This window comes from Shinella zoogloeoides, assembly GCF_022682305.1.
Taxonomy (GTDB): Bacteria; Pseudomonadota; Alphaproteobacteria; order Rhizobiales; family Rhizobiaceae; genus Shinella; species Shinella zoogloeoides_B.
This window is the reverse complement of the sequence record NZ_CP093528.1, coordinates 1,926,563-1,941,594: the sequence shown is the minus strand read 5'-3', so window position 1 is coordinate 1,941,594 and position 15,032 is coordinate 1,926,563. Positions and strand designations below refer to the sequence as shown.

The 15,032-nt window shown below is 66.1% G+C and carries 14 protein-coding genes; 6 read left to right on the top strand and 8 right to left on the bottom strand.

The window, feature by feature from the left end; genetic code table 11:
* Positions 1 to 35: 35 nt before the first annotated feature.
* Entirely contained in the window at positions 36 to 644 is a 609-nt protein-coding gene (locus MOE34_RS09950) for a DUF922 domain-containing Zn-dependent protease (protein ID WP_242223301.1), read from the bottom strand.
* A 144-nt stretch (positions 645 to 788) separates the two neighbouring features.
* Between MOE34_RS09950 and folP the strand changes: the two genes are divergently transcribed.
* The 3 genes from folP to folK are packed head-to-tail and all read left to right on the top strand — an operon-like array spanning position 789 to position 2,559.
* Positions 789 to 1,682, top strand: coding sequence for a dihydropteroate synthase (folP, locus tag MOE34_RS09945; protein ID WP_242223300.1), 894 nt, complete (start codon positions 789 to 791; stop codon positions 1,680 to 1,682).
* Positions 1,683 to 1,685: 3 nt separating this feature from the next.
* Entirely contained in the window at positions 1,686 to 2,054 is a 369-nt protein-coding gene (gene folB / locus MOE34_RS09940) for a dihydroneopterin aldolase (RefSeq protein WP_023512200.1), read from the top strand.
* Positions 2,044 to 2,559: a 2-amino-4-hydroxy-6-hydroxymethyldihydropteridine diphosphokinase gene (gene folK / locus MOE34_RS09935; protein WP_242223298.1), complete on the top strand. Its 516-nt coding sequence runs from the start codon at positions 2,044 to 2,046 to the stop codon at positions 2,557 to 2,559. Before folB ends, folK begins: the two co-directional genes overlap by 11 nt.
* A gap of 3 nt (positions 2,560 to 2,562) precedes the next feature.
* On the opposite strand, the gene MOE34_RS09930 is transcribed toward folK, so the two are convergent.
* From MOE34_RS09930 to MOE34_RS09915, 4 genes are all read right to left on the bottom strand, one after another.
* Positions 2,563 to 3,111, bottom strand: coding sequence for a hypothetical protein (locus tag MOE34_RS09930; RefSeq protein ID WP_242223295.1), 549 nt, complete (start codon positions 3,109 to 3,111; stop codon positions 2,563 to 2,565).
* A 148-nt stretch (positions 3,112 to 3,259) separates the two neighbouring features.
* On the bottom strand, positions 3,260 to 4,327 hold the full coding sequence (locus MOE34_RS09925; protein ID WP_242223293.1) for a YcjF family protein: 1,068 nt from the start codon (positions 4,325 to 4,327) through the stop codon (positions 3,260 to 3,262).
* Complete coding sequence (locus MOE34_RS09920) at positions 4,324 to 5,799, bottom strand: YcjX family protein (RefSeq protein ID WP_242223291.1); 1,476 nt, start codon at positions 5,797 to 5,799, stop codon at positions 4,324 to 4,326. The genes MOE34_RS09925 and MOE34_RS09920 overlap by 4 nt, the downstream gene beginning before the upstream one ends.
* 66 nt (positions 5,800 to 5,865) lie before the next feature.
* Entirely contained in the window at positions 5,866 to 6,390 is a 525-nt protein-coding gene (locus tag MOE34_RS09915; RefSeq protein WP_242223289.1) for a SixA phosphatase family protein, read from the bottom strand.
* Positions 6,391 to 6,796: 406 nt separating this feature from the next.
* Here MOE34_RS09915 and dksA point away from each other — a divergent pair, with 406 nt between their 5' ends.
* Positions 6,797 to 7,216, top strand: coding sequence for an RNA polymerase-binding protein DksA (gene dksA / locus MOE34_RS09910; protein WP_242223286.1), 420 nt, complete (start codon positions 6,797 to 6,799; stop codon positions 7,214 to 7,216).
* A gap of 273 nt (positions 7,217 to 7,489) precedes the next feature.
* Here the strand turns inward: dksA and MOE34_RS09905 are convergent, their stop codons facing one another.
* Positions 7,490 to 8,437, bottom strand: coding sequence for a flagellar biosynthetic protein FliO (locus tag MOE34_RS09905; RefSeq protein WP_242223285.1), 948 nt, complete (start codon positions 8,435 to 8,437; stop codon positions 7,490 to 7,492).
* A 306-nt stretch (positions 8,438 to 8,743) separates the two neighbouring features.
* Between MOE34_RS09905 and cckA the strand changes: the two genes are divergently transcribed.
* Positions 8,744 to 11,344 carry a cell cycle histidine kinase CckA gene (cckA, locus tag MOE34_RS09900; protein WP_431522436.1) on the top strand — a complete coding sequence of 867 codons (2,601 nt, stop codon included), beginning with the start codon at positions 8,744 to 8,746 and terminating at the stop codon, positions 11,342 to 11,344.
* 199 nt (positions 11,345 to 11,543) lie between these two features.
* Here the strand turns inward: cckA and MOE34_RS09895 are convergent, their stop codons facing one another.
* Both MOE34_RS09895 and MOE34_RS09890 read right to left on the bottom strand, forming a co-directional pair.
* Positions 11,544 to 12,470, bottom strand: a complete 927-nt coding sequence (locus MOE34_RS09895) for a pseudouridine-5'-phosphate glycosidase (RefSeq protein ID WP_242223281.1) — start codon at positions 12,468 to 12,470, stop codon at positions 11,544 to 11,546.
* Between the two features lie 58 nt (positions 12,471 to 12,528).
* Positions 12,529 to 13,476, bottom strand: coding sequence for a carbohydrate kinase family protein (locus tag MOE34_RS09890; protein WP_242223279.1), 948 nt, complete (start codon positions 13,474 to 13,476; stop codon positions 12,529 to 12,531).
* A 235-nt stretch (positions 13,477 to 13,711) separates the two neighbouring features.
* Between MOE34_RS09890 and recA the strand changes: the two genes are divergently transcribed.
* Positions 13,712 to 14,797 carry a recombinase RecA gene (gene recA / locus MOE34_RS09885; protein ID WP_242223277.1) on the top strand — a complete coding sequence of 362 codons (1,086 nt, stop codon included), beginning with the start codon at positions 13,712 to 13,714 and terminating at the stop codon, positions 14,795 to 14,797.
* Positions 14,798 to 15,032 lie beyond the last annotated feature (235 nt).

Below are 15,032 nucleotides of genomic sequence, written 5' to 3'. Positions count from 1 at the left end.
TTCGGGAAATACATGCGCGGACGGGTAGGCTTTACTCAGTCCGTGCTTTTGAGGCGGTGCGTCAGCAGGCGCATCATCCGGTCGTTGAAGTTCTTGGATTCGATCCTGTCGAAGCGCGCCTGATCGGCGTCGTGCCGGGCGACGGCATCGGCGGTCGCGCGGTCGACGCGCGCCTGCATGCGCTCGCAGTCGGCTTCCGGCGGCAGCTTCCGCAGGGTGCGTTCCAGTTCGCGCGCGTGGTTGCGCGCGATTTCCGCGTGGCGTTCCTCGTGGCGCTTGATATCGCGCGAGAGCGTGTCCCAGATGAGGGCGAGGGAAGGTGTGGCGCGCTTGCGGTTCTTCCAGCGCGGCAGGATGATCTGTGTGGAGAGCGTGACCTTCGCGTCGCCCACCGCGCAGCGGCCGCCGCGGCGAACATAGGTGACCGAGCCGCCCCATTTGATGCGCGTGGCGCCCGGATGGCGCGCGCCGCTGTGCTTCATCACCGGGCCGCGCTTCGACAGTTCCTCGTCGAGTTCGGCCGCCGTGCGTCCGCCGATGGGGAAATAGGCATAGCTCTTGGAGGCGATGGTCTCGGCATGGGCGGACTGAAGGGGAAGGTAGGCGAGGGCGGCAAGGGCCATCAGGCGGGCGATGGGCGTCATCGAAATCTGTATTCCTTTCGCCATCGGTCGCCCGATGGTGTGCCGGCGGACGGGGCCGGTTGAACTTCCCTTAAGCTTGGGGCATAGGCTCGGCGAGCGCAACACCCTTTCCGGGGCGCTGGTTAATCGGGGAAGGAAACCGTCATGTTCTCGCCGTTCGCGCCCCTGCGCTGGGCCTTGGCCCATGGCCGGCATCTGGAACTCGGTCCGCGTGGCATTCTGATGGCGATCGTCAACGTCACGCCGGATTCCTTCTCTGACGGCGGCCGGTTCGACAGTGCCGACAGGGCGGTGGCGCAGGCGATCCTCTGTCTGGAACAGGGCGCGGAAATCGTCGATATCGGCGGGGAATCGACCCGGCCGGGCGCCGCGCCGGTCACGGCGGCGGAAGAGCAGGACCGAATCCTGCCCGTCATCGAGGCGCTTTCCGGCACCACCGATGCCATCATTTCCGTCGACACCTATCGCGCGCAGACGGCGCGCCTTGCCGTTGCCGCCGGCGCGCATATCGTCAACGACGTGCACGGCCTGCAGCGCGAGCCGGGCATTGCCCGCGTGGCCGCCGAAACCGGGGCGGGGCTTTGCATCATGCATACCGGGCGCGACCGCGAGAAGCTGCCGGACGTGGTGGAGGACCAGTATCTCTTCCTCGGCCGGTCGCTGGAGATCGCCCGCGAGGCCGGCGTGAAGCGCGAGGCCATGGCGCTCGACCCCGGCTTCGGCTTTGCCAAGGAAACGGACGAGAACCTCGAACTTATGGCGCGCTTCGGCGAACTGTTCGGTTTCGAGTTGCCCATTCTCGCGGGCACCTCGCGAAAACGCTTCGTCGGGGCCGTGACCGGCCGCGAGGCGGCGGAGCGGGACGCGGGCACGGCTGCCACGACGGCCCTGCTGCGTGTCGCAGGCGCGGCGGTCTTCAGGGTGCACGATGTCGCAATCAACAGGGATGCGCTAGCCATGGCGGATGCTATGCTCGCCGCGGGGCGCAAGGTGACGGAACGCGAGGCGCGCGCCGCTCACCCAGCCAGACAGGAATAGATCATGACCACCACCTATACGATCACGCTCAAGAACTGCGCCTTCTTCGCCCGGCATGGCCTGCACGATGCCGAGGAGTTCCTCGGCCAGCGCTTCTTCGTCGATGCGGAACTGGAGGTGCGGCCGCTGCGCCCGCTCTCCGACGACGCCATCGAATCGACAGTCGATTACGGCGTCGCCTTCCAGGAGATCGAGAAGATCGTCACCGGGCAGCGCCGCTATCTCATCGAGGCATTGGCGCAGGAGATCGCCACCGTGCTCTGCGCCCGCTTCCCGCAGATTTCCCGCGCCCGCATCACCGTGCGCAAGCCGAATGCGCCGGTGCCCGGCGTGCTCGACTATGTGCAGGTGACGGTGGACCATGCCGTCTGAGGTCTTCCGCAAGGCGACGCTCGGTCTCGGCGGCAATATCGGCGATCCGGTGCAGGCGATGGCCGAGGCGCTGCGTGCGCTCGATGCCCGGCCCGACAGTCGCGTCCTTGCCGTGTCGCGGCTCTACAGGACGCCGCCGTGGGGCAAGACGGATCAGGACTGGTTCTTCAATGCCTGCGCGCTGGTGGAAACGACGCTTGCGCCCGAGGCCCTGCTCGACACCTGCCTCGATATCGAGCGGGTGATGAAGCGCGAGCGCAAGGAGCGCTGGGGGCCGCGCACCATCGATATCGACGTGCTGACCTTCGAAGGGGCGGAGCAATCGGGAGGGCGGCTGGAACTGCCGCATCCGCGCATGACGGCGCGCGGCTTCGTGCTGATGCCGCTTGCCGACGTCGCGCCCATGCTTGAGGTCGGGGGGCGGGCGGTCGCGGACTGGCTGCGGGATGCGGATATAACAGGCATCGAGCCGGCAAATGCCGGCCCGGACTGGTGGAAGCTCTGACGCCTACTTGATCGAGCCGACGGCGATGTCGTCGAGATTGCGGTCGAGCGACAGGCCGATGACCGGCACCATCTTGTTCTCGACCTTCACCGAGATGGTGATATTCATCTTGTTGTCGCTTTCGAGCCGGGCGATCATCGCGCCGTTCAGCTTCTGGCGGTTGATGCCGACGACGACCTTGTTGCCGGCGACCTGGCCGGAGATGATATCTAGACCCTTGCCGTTCGCGCCGTCGAGGAACTTGCCCTTGTAGGTGGCGCCCGCCTTGGTGATCAGTGCCGACATCGGCTGCTTGAACACGCCGACGCGGCAGAAGCCGTCGAGCTGGATGCCGGCGCTCTTGGCGGCCGCGCTTTCGCCCGTCAGGTCACAATTGAATTTGGTGCCCTTGTACTTGCCGGCGACGATCTCGCCGCTGCCCTGCCAGCTGCCGGCGACCTGATCGAAGAAGGCCTTGTCGCGCGGACTGGCGATGGCCGGCGGGGCGAAGGCGGTGGCTGCGAGAATGGCCGCTACGGAGGCGCGGGCGATCAAAGAAGTGCGCGGGTACATGAACGATCCTTGATGGGCGAGGGCCTTCCGGCCTTGCTTTGGTGGAACGAGATTTGCGCGAAAATGGTTAATGGACGGTTTCCCGTCGCCTTGTCCTTCGTCATTTGATGGGGTGTCGGCGCCTGAAAAACGGGGTGTTGCCGTCCGGTCACGCCTCGTCGCGACGACCGCTTCCACCGCCCGGTGTCAGGTCGCCGATGAAATCGCCGATGCCGGGGCGCTTCAGGGCGCGGAAGGGCATGGGACGGCACAGATCCATGGCGGCGATGCCGATGCGCGCCGTCATCAGCCCGTTGATCACGCCTTCGCCAAGCCGCGCGGAAAGCTTGGACGCCAGCCCGTGGCCGAGGACCTGCTGCACGAGGCTGTCGCCCATGGCGATGGAGCCGGTGACGGCAAGATGGGCGACGACGTCGCGCATCAGCCGCAGCATGCCGATCTTGCCCGGCCGGCCGCCGTAAAGCTCCGCCATGCCGCGCACCAGCCGGCTGCATTCGTAGATCACATAGCCGAGATCGACCAGCGCGCGCGGACTGACGGCCGTGACGATGGAGACGCGCTTGGCGGCGCCCAGAATCAGCGCGCGGGCTTCCCGGTCGAGCGGTTCCATCAGTTCCCGCTCGGCAAGATCGACGAGATGGGCGGCATCGATGATCTCGCCCTCCGTCTCGGTAAGCCGGGCACGGCCTCGCGCCGTCTGCGGGCGGGCGGCGAGCAGGTCGACGAGGCGGGCGACGATGGCGCGACCGGCGGATGGTTTCGGCGAGGCGGCGGCCTCGATCACGTCGCGCTTGAGGTCCTGCACGGCGGCGAGGCGGCGAAGGCCGATGAGTTCGCGCAGCACCACGCCGAGAAGGGCGAGCACGGCGATGGCCGCGGCGGCGAGAGCGAGATAGCCGAGCCAGTCGTTGCGGCTGAAGAGATCGCGGATCAGCGCATCCACCCAAAGGCCGATGGCGAGCGACAGGAGCAGGCCGAGCGCACCCATGGCGACACCGCCGAGCGTGAGGCGGCGCGGGCGCGGGGTCGCGACCGGCGGCGCGAGGTCCGGCAGGTCGGCGGTCGTGGCGATGAACGGGTCCTCGGCATCCGGCGTCAGCCGCACCGCCTCGTCGAAGGCGGCTGGGGCACGGGGCCTTTTCTCGCTCTGGGGTTCCCTTGCCGAAGCATCGGCCGGAAGGGCGAAGGCGGCGGGCTTGCGCGGGCGGTCGTTCATGCGAGCCGGTCTCCGATGAGATATTGCAGCGCGCGGTCGAGCCTTATGTGCGGCACGGACAGTTTCAGGCCGCCCCCCGTCTCCTCGATATGCGGCGGGCGGAAGCGAACGAAATTGAGAAGATGCGGCGGCGCGCCTTCAGGAGACGATTCAAGCGCTTCGAAAAGTGAATCCGGATTCTGCGGCAAGTCCCCGGGAAATATCGCAGTTTTCCGTTCGCCGTCGAAGATCTCGCCGTCGATCCTCTCGCCTGCCATCGGCACGCCGACGATGACCGGCAGCTCCTCGCCGTCATGCTTGACCGTCGCCTCGCGGGTGGCGCGCACGGAGGCGAGCGCCATCACCTCGATGCCCGCGCCGCTCATGCCGATGCGCTCGACGGCGCGTTCCACCAGCCGGCGCGTCACCGCTTCCAGCCGGGGATGGCTTTCGTGGTGCAGATGGTCGGCCTTGGTGGCGGCGATCACGATACGGTCGATGCGGCGCGTGACGAAGGAGGAGAGGAAGCTGTTGGTGCCGGCGCGGAAGCAATCGAGCACGTCGCCGAGCGCCCGCTCCAGGTCGTGCACCGCCTCCGCGCCGCGATTGATGGCCTGGAGCGCGTCGATAAGCACGATCTGCCGGTCGAGCCGGGCGAAATGCTCGCGGAAGAAGGGGCGCACCACATGGGTCTTGTAGGCCTCATAGCGGCGTTCCATCATGGCCTGCAGCGAACCCTTGGCGGGGTTGCCGGCGGAAAGGTTCGGCAGCGGCGCGAAAGTGAGGGCGGGCGAGCCTTCGAGGTCGCCGGGCATCAGGAAGCGGCCGGGCGGGAGCGTGGAGAGCGAGCGTTCGTCGGACTTGCAGGCTTTCAGATAGGCGGTGAAGGCTTCGGCGAGCGTGCGGGCCGTCGCTTCCTGCGCCTCGGCAGCGGGATCGACGGTGGCTGCGAGCGCCAGCCAGTCGCGGGCAAGTTCGGCGCGGATGCCGGAGCGCGCCAGCGCGACCGTGTTCTCGCTGAAGGTGCGGAAATCCTGGCCGAGCAGCGGCAGGTCGAGCAGCCATTCGCCGGGATAATCGACGATGTCGATGGAGAGTTTGCCCGGCGAGAACAGGCGGCCCCAGCCCGAAGCGCTCTCGTAGTCCAGCGTCAGGCGCAGTTGCGAGATGGCGCGGGTCGAATCCGGCCAGAGGCGGTCGGCGACGAGGGCGCGGATATGATCCTCGTACTGGAAGCGCGGCACGGCGTCGTCCGGCTGCGGCTCCAGCCGGATCTTCGAAACGCGGCCGGAGCGGCCCGCCTCGAAGAGCGGCATGCGGCCGCCATTGAGGAGATTGTGCACGAGGGAGGAGATGAAGACCGTCTTGCCGGCGCGCGAAAGACCCGTCACGCCGAGGCGGATCGACGGGTTGACGAGATTGGCGGCACGGCCGGTCAGCGCGTCGAGCGCGAGCAGGGCTTCGTCGGTGAAGGTCGTCAGGCTAGGCGGCACGGTCTCTTTCCAGCTTCGACGGCGATATAGGAAACGAAATCCGGCGGTAAAAGAGGCATCTCTTGTTCAGCGGGCCGGTCGCGGCGTCATGAAGCCGTGAAGGCAGGCGCCGGTATGGTCTTCCTGTGTCGGGCGTATATCGAAATCGAGGATGGCTAGGCCCGCTGTCGGATAGCCGAGGGGCGCCGCCGTCTCGGCGATCTCCTTGCCGGCGAGGCGATGGAAGAATTCCTCGATCATCGGATTGTGGCCGACGATCATCACCGAGGTCTCCTGCCGCTCGGCGAAGGCGAGTTCCGCATAGGTCTCGACCGTGCCGGAATAGAGCTGGTCGACATAGTCGATGGCAAGCTCCTCACTGACCGCGCGGTGAAACGGCTCGGCGGTCTGGCGGCAGCGCATGGCGGTGGAGGCGATGATGAGGCCGGGCCTGTAGCCCTGGTCGGCGGCTTCCTCCGCGATCACCTCGGCCTCGGCGAAGCCGTCGTCATCGAGCGTGCGGTCGAAATCCGACTGGCCGGGCTGCGCCCATCCGGCATGGGCGTGGCGAAGGAGATAGAGCCGGAAGGCCGGCGCGCCGAAAGATGCCAAGTCTGTCCTCCATCCGCCTGCGGCGGGTCATCCGCGCCGTCCAGACTTCATGTCTTTCCTTTCGGCAAAGATCAACCGCTTTTGCGAAGGGCGGCATCGACGCCAGCCTCGCGAAAGAAAAACACGCCACCATGGACCTTATAGATGTGAGTCTTGTGCCTATATTAGGGGCAGGCGCCGAAAACGGGGCATTTGCCGTGCGCCGTTTCGGCAGGGCCGGGAGGTCTGCATTGGGCCGTTTGCGCGGAACGTGCCGGTATCCCGTTGTAATCTTGATGAAATATTAGTCTGGCATTGGCTAAAATAAAGGCACGCGCGAAAACCGTGGGTAAGTCCCGGAAGGCTTGAATCGCGTTACCCGTGGGGATATACAGCGCGCCTTGAGATGTTCTTCAGGAGAATCGCGTTGAGTGAGAAGATCGATCTTAGCAATTTCGTCCTCGACGAGGGCGAAGAATTCATGAGCGTAAACCAGCGGGCTTACTTTCGAGCGAAGCTGAACGCCTGGAAAAACGATATCCTGCGCGAAGCGCGCGAAACCCTCGATCATTTGGCGGAAGAAAGCGCCAATCACCCGGACCTCGCGGACCGGGCATCCTCGGAAACCGACCGTGCCATCGAACTTCGCGCTCGCGACCGCCAGCGCAAGTTGATCTCCAAGATCGACGCGGCGCTCCAGCGCCTCGACGAAGGCACCTACGGTTATTGCGAGGAAACCGGCGAGCCGATCGGCCTCAAGCGTCTTGACGCCCGCCCGATCGCCACGCTGTCGATCGAGGCGCAAGAGCGTCATGAGCGTCGGGAAAAGGTGTATCGCGACGAGTGAGCGTTTCCTGCGGGTCTGAGGAGGCCCGCAAGATGCGGCAACGAGGATCGAACATCGGACATGTCCGATGCCAGGGAGCTTTCGGGCTGCGGGGCATCGGTGTGAACCAGAAGAAAGGCCGCTGGAAACGTTTCCGGCGGCCTTTCTTTTGGTAAGCATTACTTCATCTGCCGCGGCACCTCGGCCTGCCAGCACATCGGAAAAACGATACTTGGGATACCCGAGGCCAGCGCCGGGCATGGCGAAGAAGCGGTACTTCGAATTCCGCCCGGTTCAGCTCTTGCGGCTTGCCGCGATCTCGCCGAGCAGGCGGGCCATTTCCGCCTCGGTCTCCTCGCGGCTCTTCGCCGCCTGTTGGCCGTGACCGGCCATCGCGGCGGTCTGCGTGGGGTTGGCGGTCGGCTGGACGGCCGTGCGCGCCGCACCGGCCGCCGCGGCGTTGCTCGTCATTTCGGCTTCGAGGATTTTTTCGAATTCGCTGACCAGTGCCGGATTGTCGGCGGCGGAGGCCGTGGGGCGCGCCTCGGCGACGCTGATTGCCGGCCGCTGGGCGACCTGTCCTGCCGCCGCCTGTGCAGTTGCCGTCGCGGCGGGCTGCTGGGCCAGCACGCGCTGGCGGTTCTGCTCCAGGAGATCCTCAACGCGTCGTTCCGTTGCCGGCTGCGCCTGCACCTGTTGTGCGGCGGTGACGGGCTGGGAGACCGCAGCGCGCACCGGGACGGCACGGACGGCCGCCTCGTCATCGCCGGAATAGAGCACCTTGCCCATGGCCGAGACGCTCTCCGGCGCGGCGGCGGGACGGCGTTCCGCCGCAACGGCCGCCGGGCGCGCGGCGACAGGCGTTTCGGCAACTCTGGCAGCCGCCTCATGGACGACGGGCGCAGGCTCGGCGCGCTCGGCTTTCTGGACCGGCTTCTCGGCCGGCTCGGCGGAAGCCGCGACGATGCGCGATTCGATGACGATATCGGTCGGGCCGCCGATCATGACGAGGTGTTCCACGTCGTCGCGGCGCACCAGGACGAGGCGACGGCGCGTGTCGATGGCGGCCGCGTCCAGCACGGCAAGACGCGGGGTGCGGTTGCGTCCGCCGCGAATGAAGGGCGAGGAAGGCCGACCGCGGACGATCCACAGGACCAGCGCGAGGCAGAGGAGGCCGAGCAGCACGACCGCCGCGGCGACGACGAATTTCGGGCCGTTCTCTCCAAGGATCTCTGGGAACATGGCGCGGTCACTCCTTGTCGGCAGGTTGCCGTTTCGTCACACTGGCTGCATTTGAAGGCTTTTTGCAGGCTGGTACAAGCGCTTGGCGCGCCTTGTCCAGCGCCGAATGCCGCCTTTATTGCCTCCCGGCCGTGGCGGCATGCTGAAATTGCAGCGGTCCGGCCGGGAATATTCCCTGTGAATTCGCGGCTTTGCTTTCCTTCCACGGCTTTTTGCGCTTCCCTCGGACGGATAAACATGATTCTGGCATCGGGTCCGGGCAAAGCGCAAGACCGGACTGTTGCAGACGAGGGATTGATGGCGACGATGAAGCGGCCGGGCGAAGACAATGTGCCGATCGTGGACCGCGATGCGCGGCCGGCGGTGGCGTTGCGCGTCGTGCTGCTCGCCCTCGTGCTGGCGGCCTCCGCCGGCGCCTTCATCGTCTTCAAGAACCAGCTCGACAACGAACTGGTGCTCGGCGTCCTCGGCGTGCTCGCCATGGCAGGCATCTTCTTCGTCGTTTCCGCGCTGATCGGCTTCATCGAGATCATGCCGCAGGCGGCCGGTTCCGACGAGCTTGCCCGCGCCTTCCTCGATTCGCATCCCGATGGCACGGTCGTCACCGACCGCAAGGGCCGCATCGTCTATGCCAATGCGGCCTATGGCGCGCTGACCGGCGCGCGGGGCGACACGGAGGTGCAGACGCTCGAAACGTTGCTGTCGCGCAACCGCGACGCCACCGAAGCCGTCTATCGCCTCACCAACGGCCTGCACGAGGGCAAGGAAGGCGCGGAGGAGTTCCGCGTCCAGAAGGCCCTCAATCCCGCCGAGGCCAGCGGTTCCGGCGCGCATTGGTATCGGCTGAAGGCGCGCGTCCTGCCGCGCCGCGAGAAGGACAAGCAGCCGCTCTACATCTGGCAGCTTTCCGACATCACCTCCGAGCGCGACGACCAGGAGCGATTCTTCAAGGAATTGCAGAACGCCATCGACTATCTCGACCATGCACCGGCCGGTTTCTTCTCCGCCGGCCGCAAGGGCGAGATCGTCTATCTCAACGCCACGCTCGCCGAATGGCTTGGCATCGACCTCACCAAGTTCCATCCCGGCTCGCTCTCGATCGCCGACGTGGTGGCGGGCGAGGGGCTGGCGCTCATCCAGTCCGTACAGGCCGAGCCGGGCCTCAAGCGCACGGAGACGCTCGACCTCGACCTGCGCAAGACCAATGGACAGAGCCTGCCGGTGCGCATCGTGCACCGCGTCTCCTCCATGCGCGACGGCGCGCCGGGCGAAAGCCGCACCATCGTGCTGGCGCGCGAGGAGGGCGGGGAGACCGATCAGTCCGCCTCCATCGCCTCGATGCGCTTCACGCGCTTTTTCAACAACACGCCGATGGCCATCGCCTCGGTCGACGGCGACGGGCGCATCCTGCGCACCAATGCGCCGTTCCTCAAGCTCTTCTCCGGTGTCGTCTCGCGCGACGATATCGACCGGGGCGCCAAGCTCGAGACCATCGTGCACGACACGGATCGCCTGCGCCTGCAATCGGCGCTCGACGCCGCCAAGGACCGGCAAGGCGACATCCCGCCGCTCGATTCGCTGCATCCCGGCGACGACGGACGGCATTTCCGCTTCTATGTGAACGCCGTCATCGACCAGAGCGAGGAGGCGCCGGAAGAGGCGGCCATCGTCTATGCCGTCGAGATCACCGAGCAGAAGGCGCTCGAGACGCAGATGGCGCAGACGCAGAAGATGAACGCGGTCGGCACGCTCGCCGGCGGCATTGCGCACGACTTCAACAACGTTCTGACGGCGATCCTGCTGTCCTCCGACCACCTGCTGCTCTCCGCGCGCCCCGCCGACGCCAGCTTCGCCGATCTCATGGAGATCAAGCGCAACGCCAACCGCGCCGCCGTGCTGGTGCGCCAGCTTCTCGCCTTCTCGCGCAAGCAGACGATGCGCCCGACCGTGCTCAACCTCACGGACGTCATCGGCGACCTGCGCATGCTCGTCGACCGGATGACCGGCACCAACGTCAAGATCGACGTCGAATACGGCCGCGACCTCTGGCCGGTGAAGACCGACCTCGGCCAGTTCGAGCAGGTGCTGATCAACCTCGCCGTCAACGCCCGCGACGCCATGCCGGACGGCGGCACGATCACCTTCCGCACCCGCAACGTGGAGGCCGAGGAGGCCGCCGCGCGCAACCTGCGCGACCTGCCGCCGGGCGACTATGTGGAAGTCGAGGTCGCGGACCAGGGCACCGGCATTCCGCCCGAGATCATCGACAAGATCTTCGAGCCGTTCTTCACCACCAAGGAAGTCGGCAAGGGCACCGGTCTTGGCCTCTCGATGGTCTACGGCATCGTCAAGCAGACCGGCGGCTACATCTATCTCGATTCCGAAGTTGGCAAGGGCACGACCTTCCGTATCCTCATGCCGCGTCATATGGAGGAAGAGGTTCCGGTGGAAGCCGTCGCGGCAGCCCCGCAGGCCGGGGAGCAGCAGCCGGCTGCCGTCGCGCAGGTGCCGGAAAAGGAACCGCGCGATCTCACCGGCGGCTCGGCCGTCGTGCTTCTCGTCGAGGACGAGGAGGCGGTGCGGCGCGGCGGCAAGCGCATGCTGGAAACGCGCGGCTACACGGTCCACGAAGCCGGTTCCGGCGTCGAGGCGCTCGATATCATGGAAGAGCTGAACGGCGCGGTGGATATCGTCGTCTCGGACGTCGTGATGCCCGAGATGGACGGCCCGTCGCTGCTTCGCGAACTGCGCAAGTCCTATCCGGACATGAAGTTCATCTTCGTCTCCGGCTATGCCGAAGACGCCTTCGCTCGCAATCTGCCGGCCGACGCCAAGTTCGGCTTCCTGCCCAAGCCCTTCTCGCTCAAGCAGCTTGCCGAAGCGGTGCGGGAGATGCTGGACGCGTAAACAGGGGGCGTTTGCGGAATAGAGGTCGGGCTTGCCCAGCTCTCCGTTGTCATCCTCGGCTTTGTGCCGAGGATTTGCCGCCACATCGAACAATCGAGACGTCGATAGATGCTCGGGACAGGCCGAGCATGATGTGAGGAAAGGTTCGGACCCTTGCGGCAGTCCGAAAGCGGCCGGGAGAACCGGCCGCTCTCCATGATCAATCGATCATCGCCACGGCGATTTCCGCCGCGAGCCGCGCATTGTTTTCCACCAGCGCGATATTCGTCTTCAGGCTGCGGCCGTCCGTCAGGTGGAAGAGGTTGTCGAGGAGGTAGGGCGTCACGGCCTTGCCGGTGATCTCGTCGCGTTCGGCATTGTCGATCGCGCGGGCGATATAGATTTCCATCTCGTCGCGCGGAATCTCGTCCGCCTTCGGCACGGGATTGGCGATCAGCATGCCGCCATTGATGCCGAGCTGGTCGCGCACCTTCTGGAAATTGGCGATGGCGGCCGGGCTGTTCAGGGTCAGCGGGCTGGCAAGGCCGGAATCGCGCGACCAGAAGGCCGGGAAGACCGGGCTGTCATAGGTGACGACCGGCACGCCGCGGGTTTCCAGCACTTCCAGCGTCTTCGGAATGTCGAGGATCGCCTTGGCGCCGGCGCAGATGACGATGACGCCGGTGCGCGCCAGTTCCTCGAGGTCGGCGGAAATGTCGAAGCTCTCTTCCGCGCCGCGATGCACGCCGCCGATGCCGCCGGTGGCGAAGACCTTGATGCCGGCGCGGGCCGCGCCGATCATGGTGGCGGCGACCGTGGTGGCGCCGGTGCGGCGCTCGGCGATGGCGAAGGCGATGTCGGCGCGCGAGACCTTCATCGCGCCTTCGGTCTTCGACAATGCTTCGAGTTCGGCGTCTTCTAGGCCGATATGCAGCACGCCGTCGATGACGGCGATGGTGGCCGGCACGGCGCCCTGTTCACGGATGATGCGCTCGACGCTGCGGGCCATGTCGAGATTGCCCGGATAGGGCATGCCGTGCGTGATGATGGTCGATTCGAGGGCGACGATGGGTGCGCCGCGTTCCTTGGCGGCGGCGACCTCGGCCGAAGTGCGCATGGGCAGGAGGGGGGAGGCTGATCTGGTCATGCTGTTTCCTTGGAGAGTCCTCAGGGGAGTCTTGCTCGGGATTTTGAGCAAAAAAGTCTCATGACAGGATTTCGGCGTCCGGCACAAGCGAAAGTGCATCCGCAAGCGCCGTCCTCGACATTTCCTCGGCGACGGCCAGCGGCGAGCGGACGGTGATCGCCGCCGCCGCGACGCCATGGCGCAGGGCTTCGCAAATCGTCGCGCCGCCCGTCCAGGCGCTGAGGAAGCCGGAGGCGAGCGAATCGCCCGCGCCGGTGACGTCGCCGAGCGCCGGGATATCCGGCGGAACCACCAGCGCTGCGCTCTCCTGGTCGAAGGCGATCACGCCCCGGCCGCCGCGCGTCACGACGCCGGCGGCAAGGCCGGTGGCGCGTAGCGCCTTCGGCCAGTCGGCGGGATCGTCCGGCGCCTCTCCCGTCAGCGTGCGCGCCTCCGCCTCGTTCATGAACAGGAAGGCGAGGGCGGAAAGGCTTTCCTGGAACCGCACCACCTTTGCCGGCGAGATGGCGATGCCGGCGATCGGCACGCCCGCCGTCCTGGCCGCGCCGGTCATGGCGGCGAGCGTTTCAGCCGGAAGATTGGCGTCGGTGAGGATGAGGCCGGCCGCCTGCATCGCCTCGCGCATCGCCCGCTGCTGCAGGCGGCGCGGGGAGAACAGCCGGTAAAGCTCCATGTCGGCAAGCGCGATGACGAGGTTGCCGTCCCGCTCGATGATCGCCGTATAGCTCGGCGTCGCCCGATCGAGGAAGGTGAAGGGCGTGTCCTCGACGCCCGCTGCCTCGGCGGCCGCGGCGACGATATCGCCGTCCGCATCCCCGCCGCGCGGCGAAACGAGCCGCACCCGATGGCCGAGCCGCGCGAGATTGCGCGCCGCGTTGAAGGCCCCGCCGCCCGCTTCCACGAACCAGGCGCCCGGGTTGCTCGCTCCCGGCACGGTCTCGCCGGCGATCCGTCCGCGCCTGTCCACATGGGCGCCGCCCATCACCAGTATCGTCCTCACGGTCATCGTCTTCCTTCGCGTCCCGCCCGCCGATTCGGCCGTCGCGGCCGTGCCCGGCGGCGGGCTTTCTCCTGTTCCTGCATGGCGCTTATCCACCTGAAACGAAAATAGAACACGCTCTCGATTATCAAAATCATTCAATGGGATGAATGTGTCTTGCAAAATAAGAACAAAATGTGTACATAGCTTTCATCGGCGGCTTCGTTGCCTGTCTTGCTTCAATAACCTAAAGGTGGACCAAATGGCACAGAACACTTTGCGGCTCGTAGAGGATAAAACAGTGGATAAAAGCAAGGCACTCGAAGCGGCTCTCTCCCAGATCGAGCGCTCGTTCGGCAAGGGCTCCATCATGAAGCTCGGCGGAAAGGACAGCGTCATCGAGGTCGAGACGGTCTCGACGGGCTCGCTCAGCCTCGACGTTGCGCTTGGCATCGGCGGCCTGCCGAAGGGCCGCATCATCGAGATCTACGGTCCGGAAAGCTCGGGCAAGACGACGCTCGCGCTCCAGACCATCGCCGAATCCCAGAAGAAGGGCGGCATCTGTGCCTTCGTCGATGCCGAGCACGCGCTCGACCCGGTCTATGCCCGCAAGCTCGGCGTCGATCTGGAGAACCTGCTGATCTCGCAGCCTGACACCGGTGAACAGGCGCTCGAGATCACCGATACGCTGGTGCGCTCCGGCGCCATCGACGTTCTCGTCGTCGACTCGGTCGCAGCCCTCACGCCGCGCGCCGAAATCGAGGGCGAGATGGGCGAAAGCCTGCCGGGCCTCCAGGCCCGCCTGATGAGCCAGGCGCTGCGCAAGCTGACGGCCTCGATCTCCAAGTCCAACACGATGGTCATCTTCATCAACCAGATCCGCATGAAGATCGGCGTCGTCTACGGTTCGCCGGAAGTCACGACCGGCGGCAACGCGCTGAAGTTCTACGCCTCCGTCCGCCTCGACATCCGCCGCATCGGCGCGGTCAAGGAGCGCGACGAGGTGATCGGCAACCAGACCCGCGTCAAGGTCGTCAAGAACAAGATGGCCCCGCCCTTCAAGCAGGTCGAGTTCGACATCATGTATGGCGAAGGGGTCTCCAAGACGGGTGAACTCATCGACCTCGGCGTCAAAGCCGGCATCGTTGAAAAATCCGGCGCCTGGTTCTCCTACAACAGCCAGCGCCTCGGCCAGGGCCGCGAGAATGCCAAGACGTTCCTGCGCGACAACCCGGATCTCGCCCGCGAGATCGAGACGGCGCTGCGCCAGAACGCCGGCCTGATCGCCGACCGCTTCCTCGAAAACGGCGGCCCGGACCCGAATGACGGCGGCGACGGCGAACCCTGATCGCTCCCGGCGCCTTGTGCCCCTCCGCATGAAACGGATCGGTTTGCGATAGCGCCTCCTGCGGAACGATAACCCGGAAACCGGCCTCTTCTTCATGAAAGGCCGGTTTTTTGGTGTCTGGACAGGGAAGGGTGCGGACGATAAAAGCCTTCAATTCTCGCGCGCGCCCGCGGTTTCAAGGCCTTTCCAGGGAAAGGCGGCCGGCGTGTGCAGTTTCGGCGGAATTGGCGGATGG

Bases quoted from the DNA above. Each gene is read 5' to 3' on its own strand.
- MOE34_RS09950 (WP_242223301.1), bottom strand. From the start codon at position 644: ATGACGCCCATCGCCCGCCTGATGGCCCTTGCCGCCCTCGCCTACCTT.
- cckA (WP_431522436.1), top strand. From the start codon at position 8,744: ATGAAGCGGCCGGGCGAAGACAATGTGCCGATCGTGGACCGCGATGCG.
- folP (WP_242223300.1), top strand. From the start codon at position 789: ATGTTCTCGCCGTTCGCGCCCCTGCGCTGGGCCTTGGCCCATGGCCGG.
- MOE34_RS09895 (WP_242223281.1), bottom strand. From the start codon at position 12,470: ATGACCAGATCAGCCTCCCCCCTCCTGCCCATGCGCACTTCGGCCGAG.
- folK (WP_242223298.1), top strand. From the start codon at position 2,044: ATGCCGTCTGAGGTCTTCCGCAAGGCGACGCTCGGTCTCGGCGGCAAT.
- MOE34_RS09890 (WP_242223279.1), bottom strand. From the start codon at position 13,476: ATGACCGTGAGGACGATACTGGTGATGGGCGGCGCCCATGTGGACAGG.
- MOE34_RS09925 (WP_242223293.1), bottom strand. From the start codon at position 4,327: ATGAACGACCGCCCGCGCAAGCCCGCCGCCTTCGCCCTTCCGGCCGAT.
- MOE34_RS09905 (WP_242223285.1), bottom strand. From the start codon at position 8,437: ATGTTCCCAGAGATCCTTGGAGAGAACGGCCCGAAATTCGTCGTCGCC.
- folB (WP_023512200.1), top strand. From the start codon at position 1,686: ATGACCACCACCTATACGATCACGCTCAAGAACTGCGCCTTCTTCGCC.
- recA (WP_242223277.1), top strand. From the start codon at position 13,712: ATGGCACAGAACACTTTGCGGCTCGTAGAGGATAAAACAGTGGATAAA.
- MOE34_RS09930 (WP_242223295.1), bottom strand. From the start codon at position 3,111: ATGTACCCGCGCACTTCTTTGATCGCCCGCGCCTCCGTAGCGGCCATT.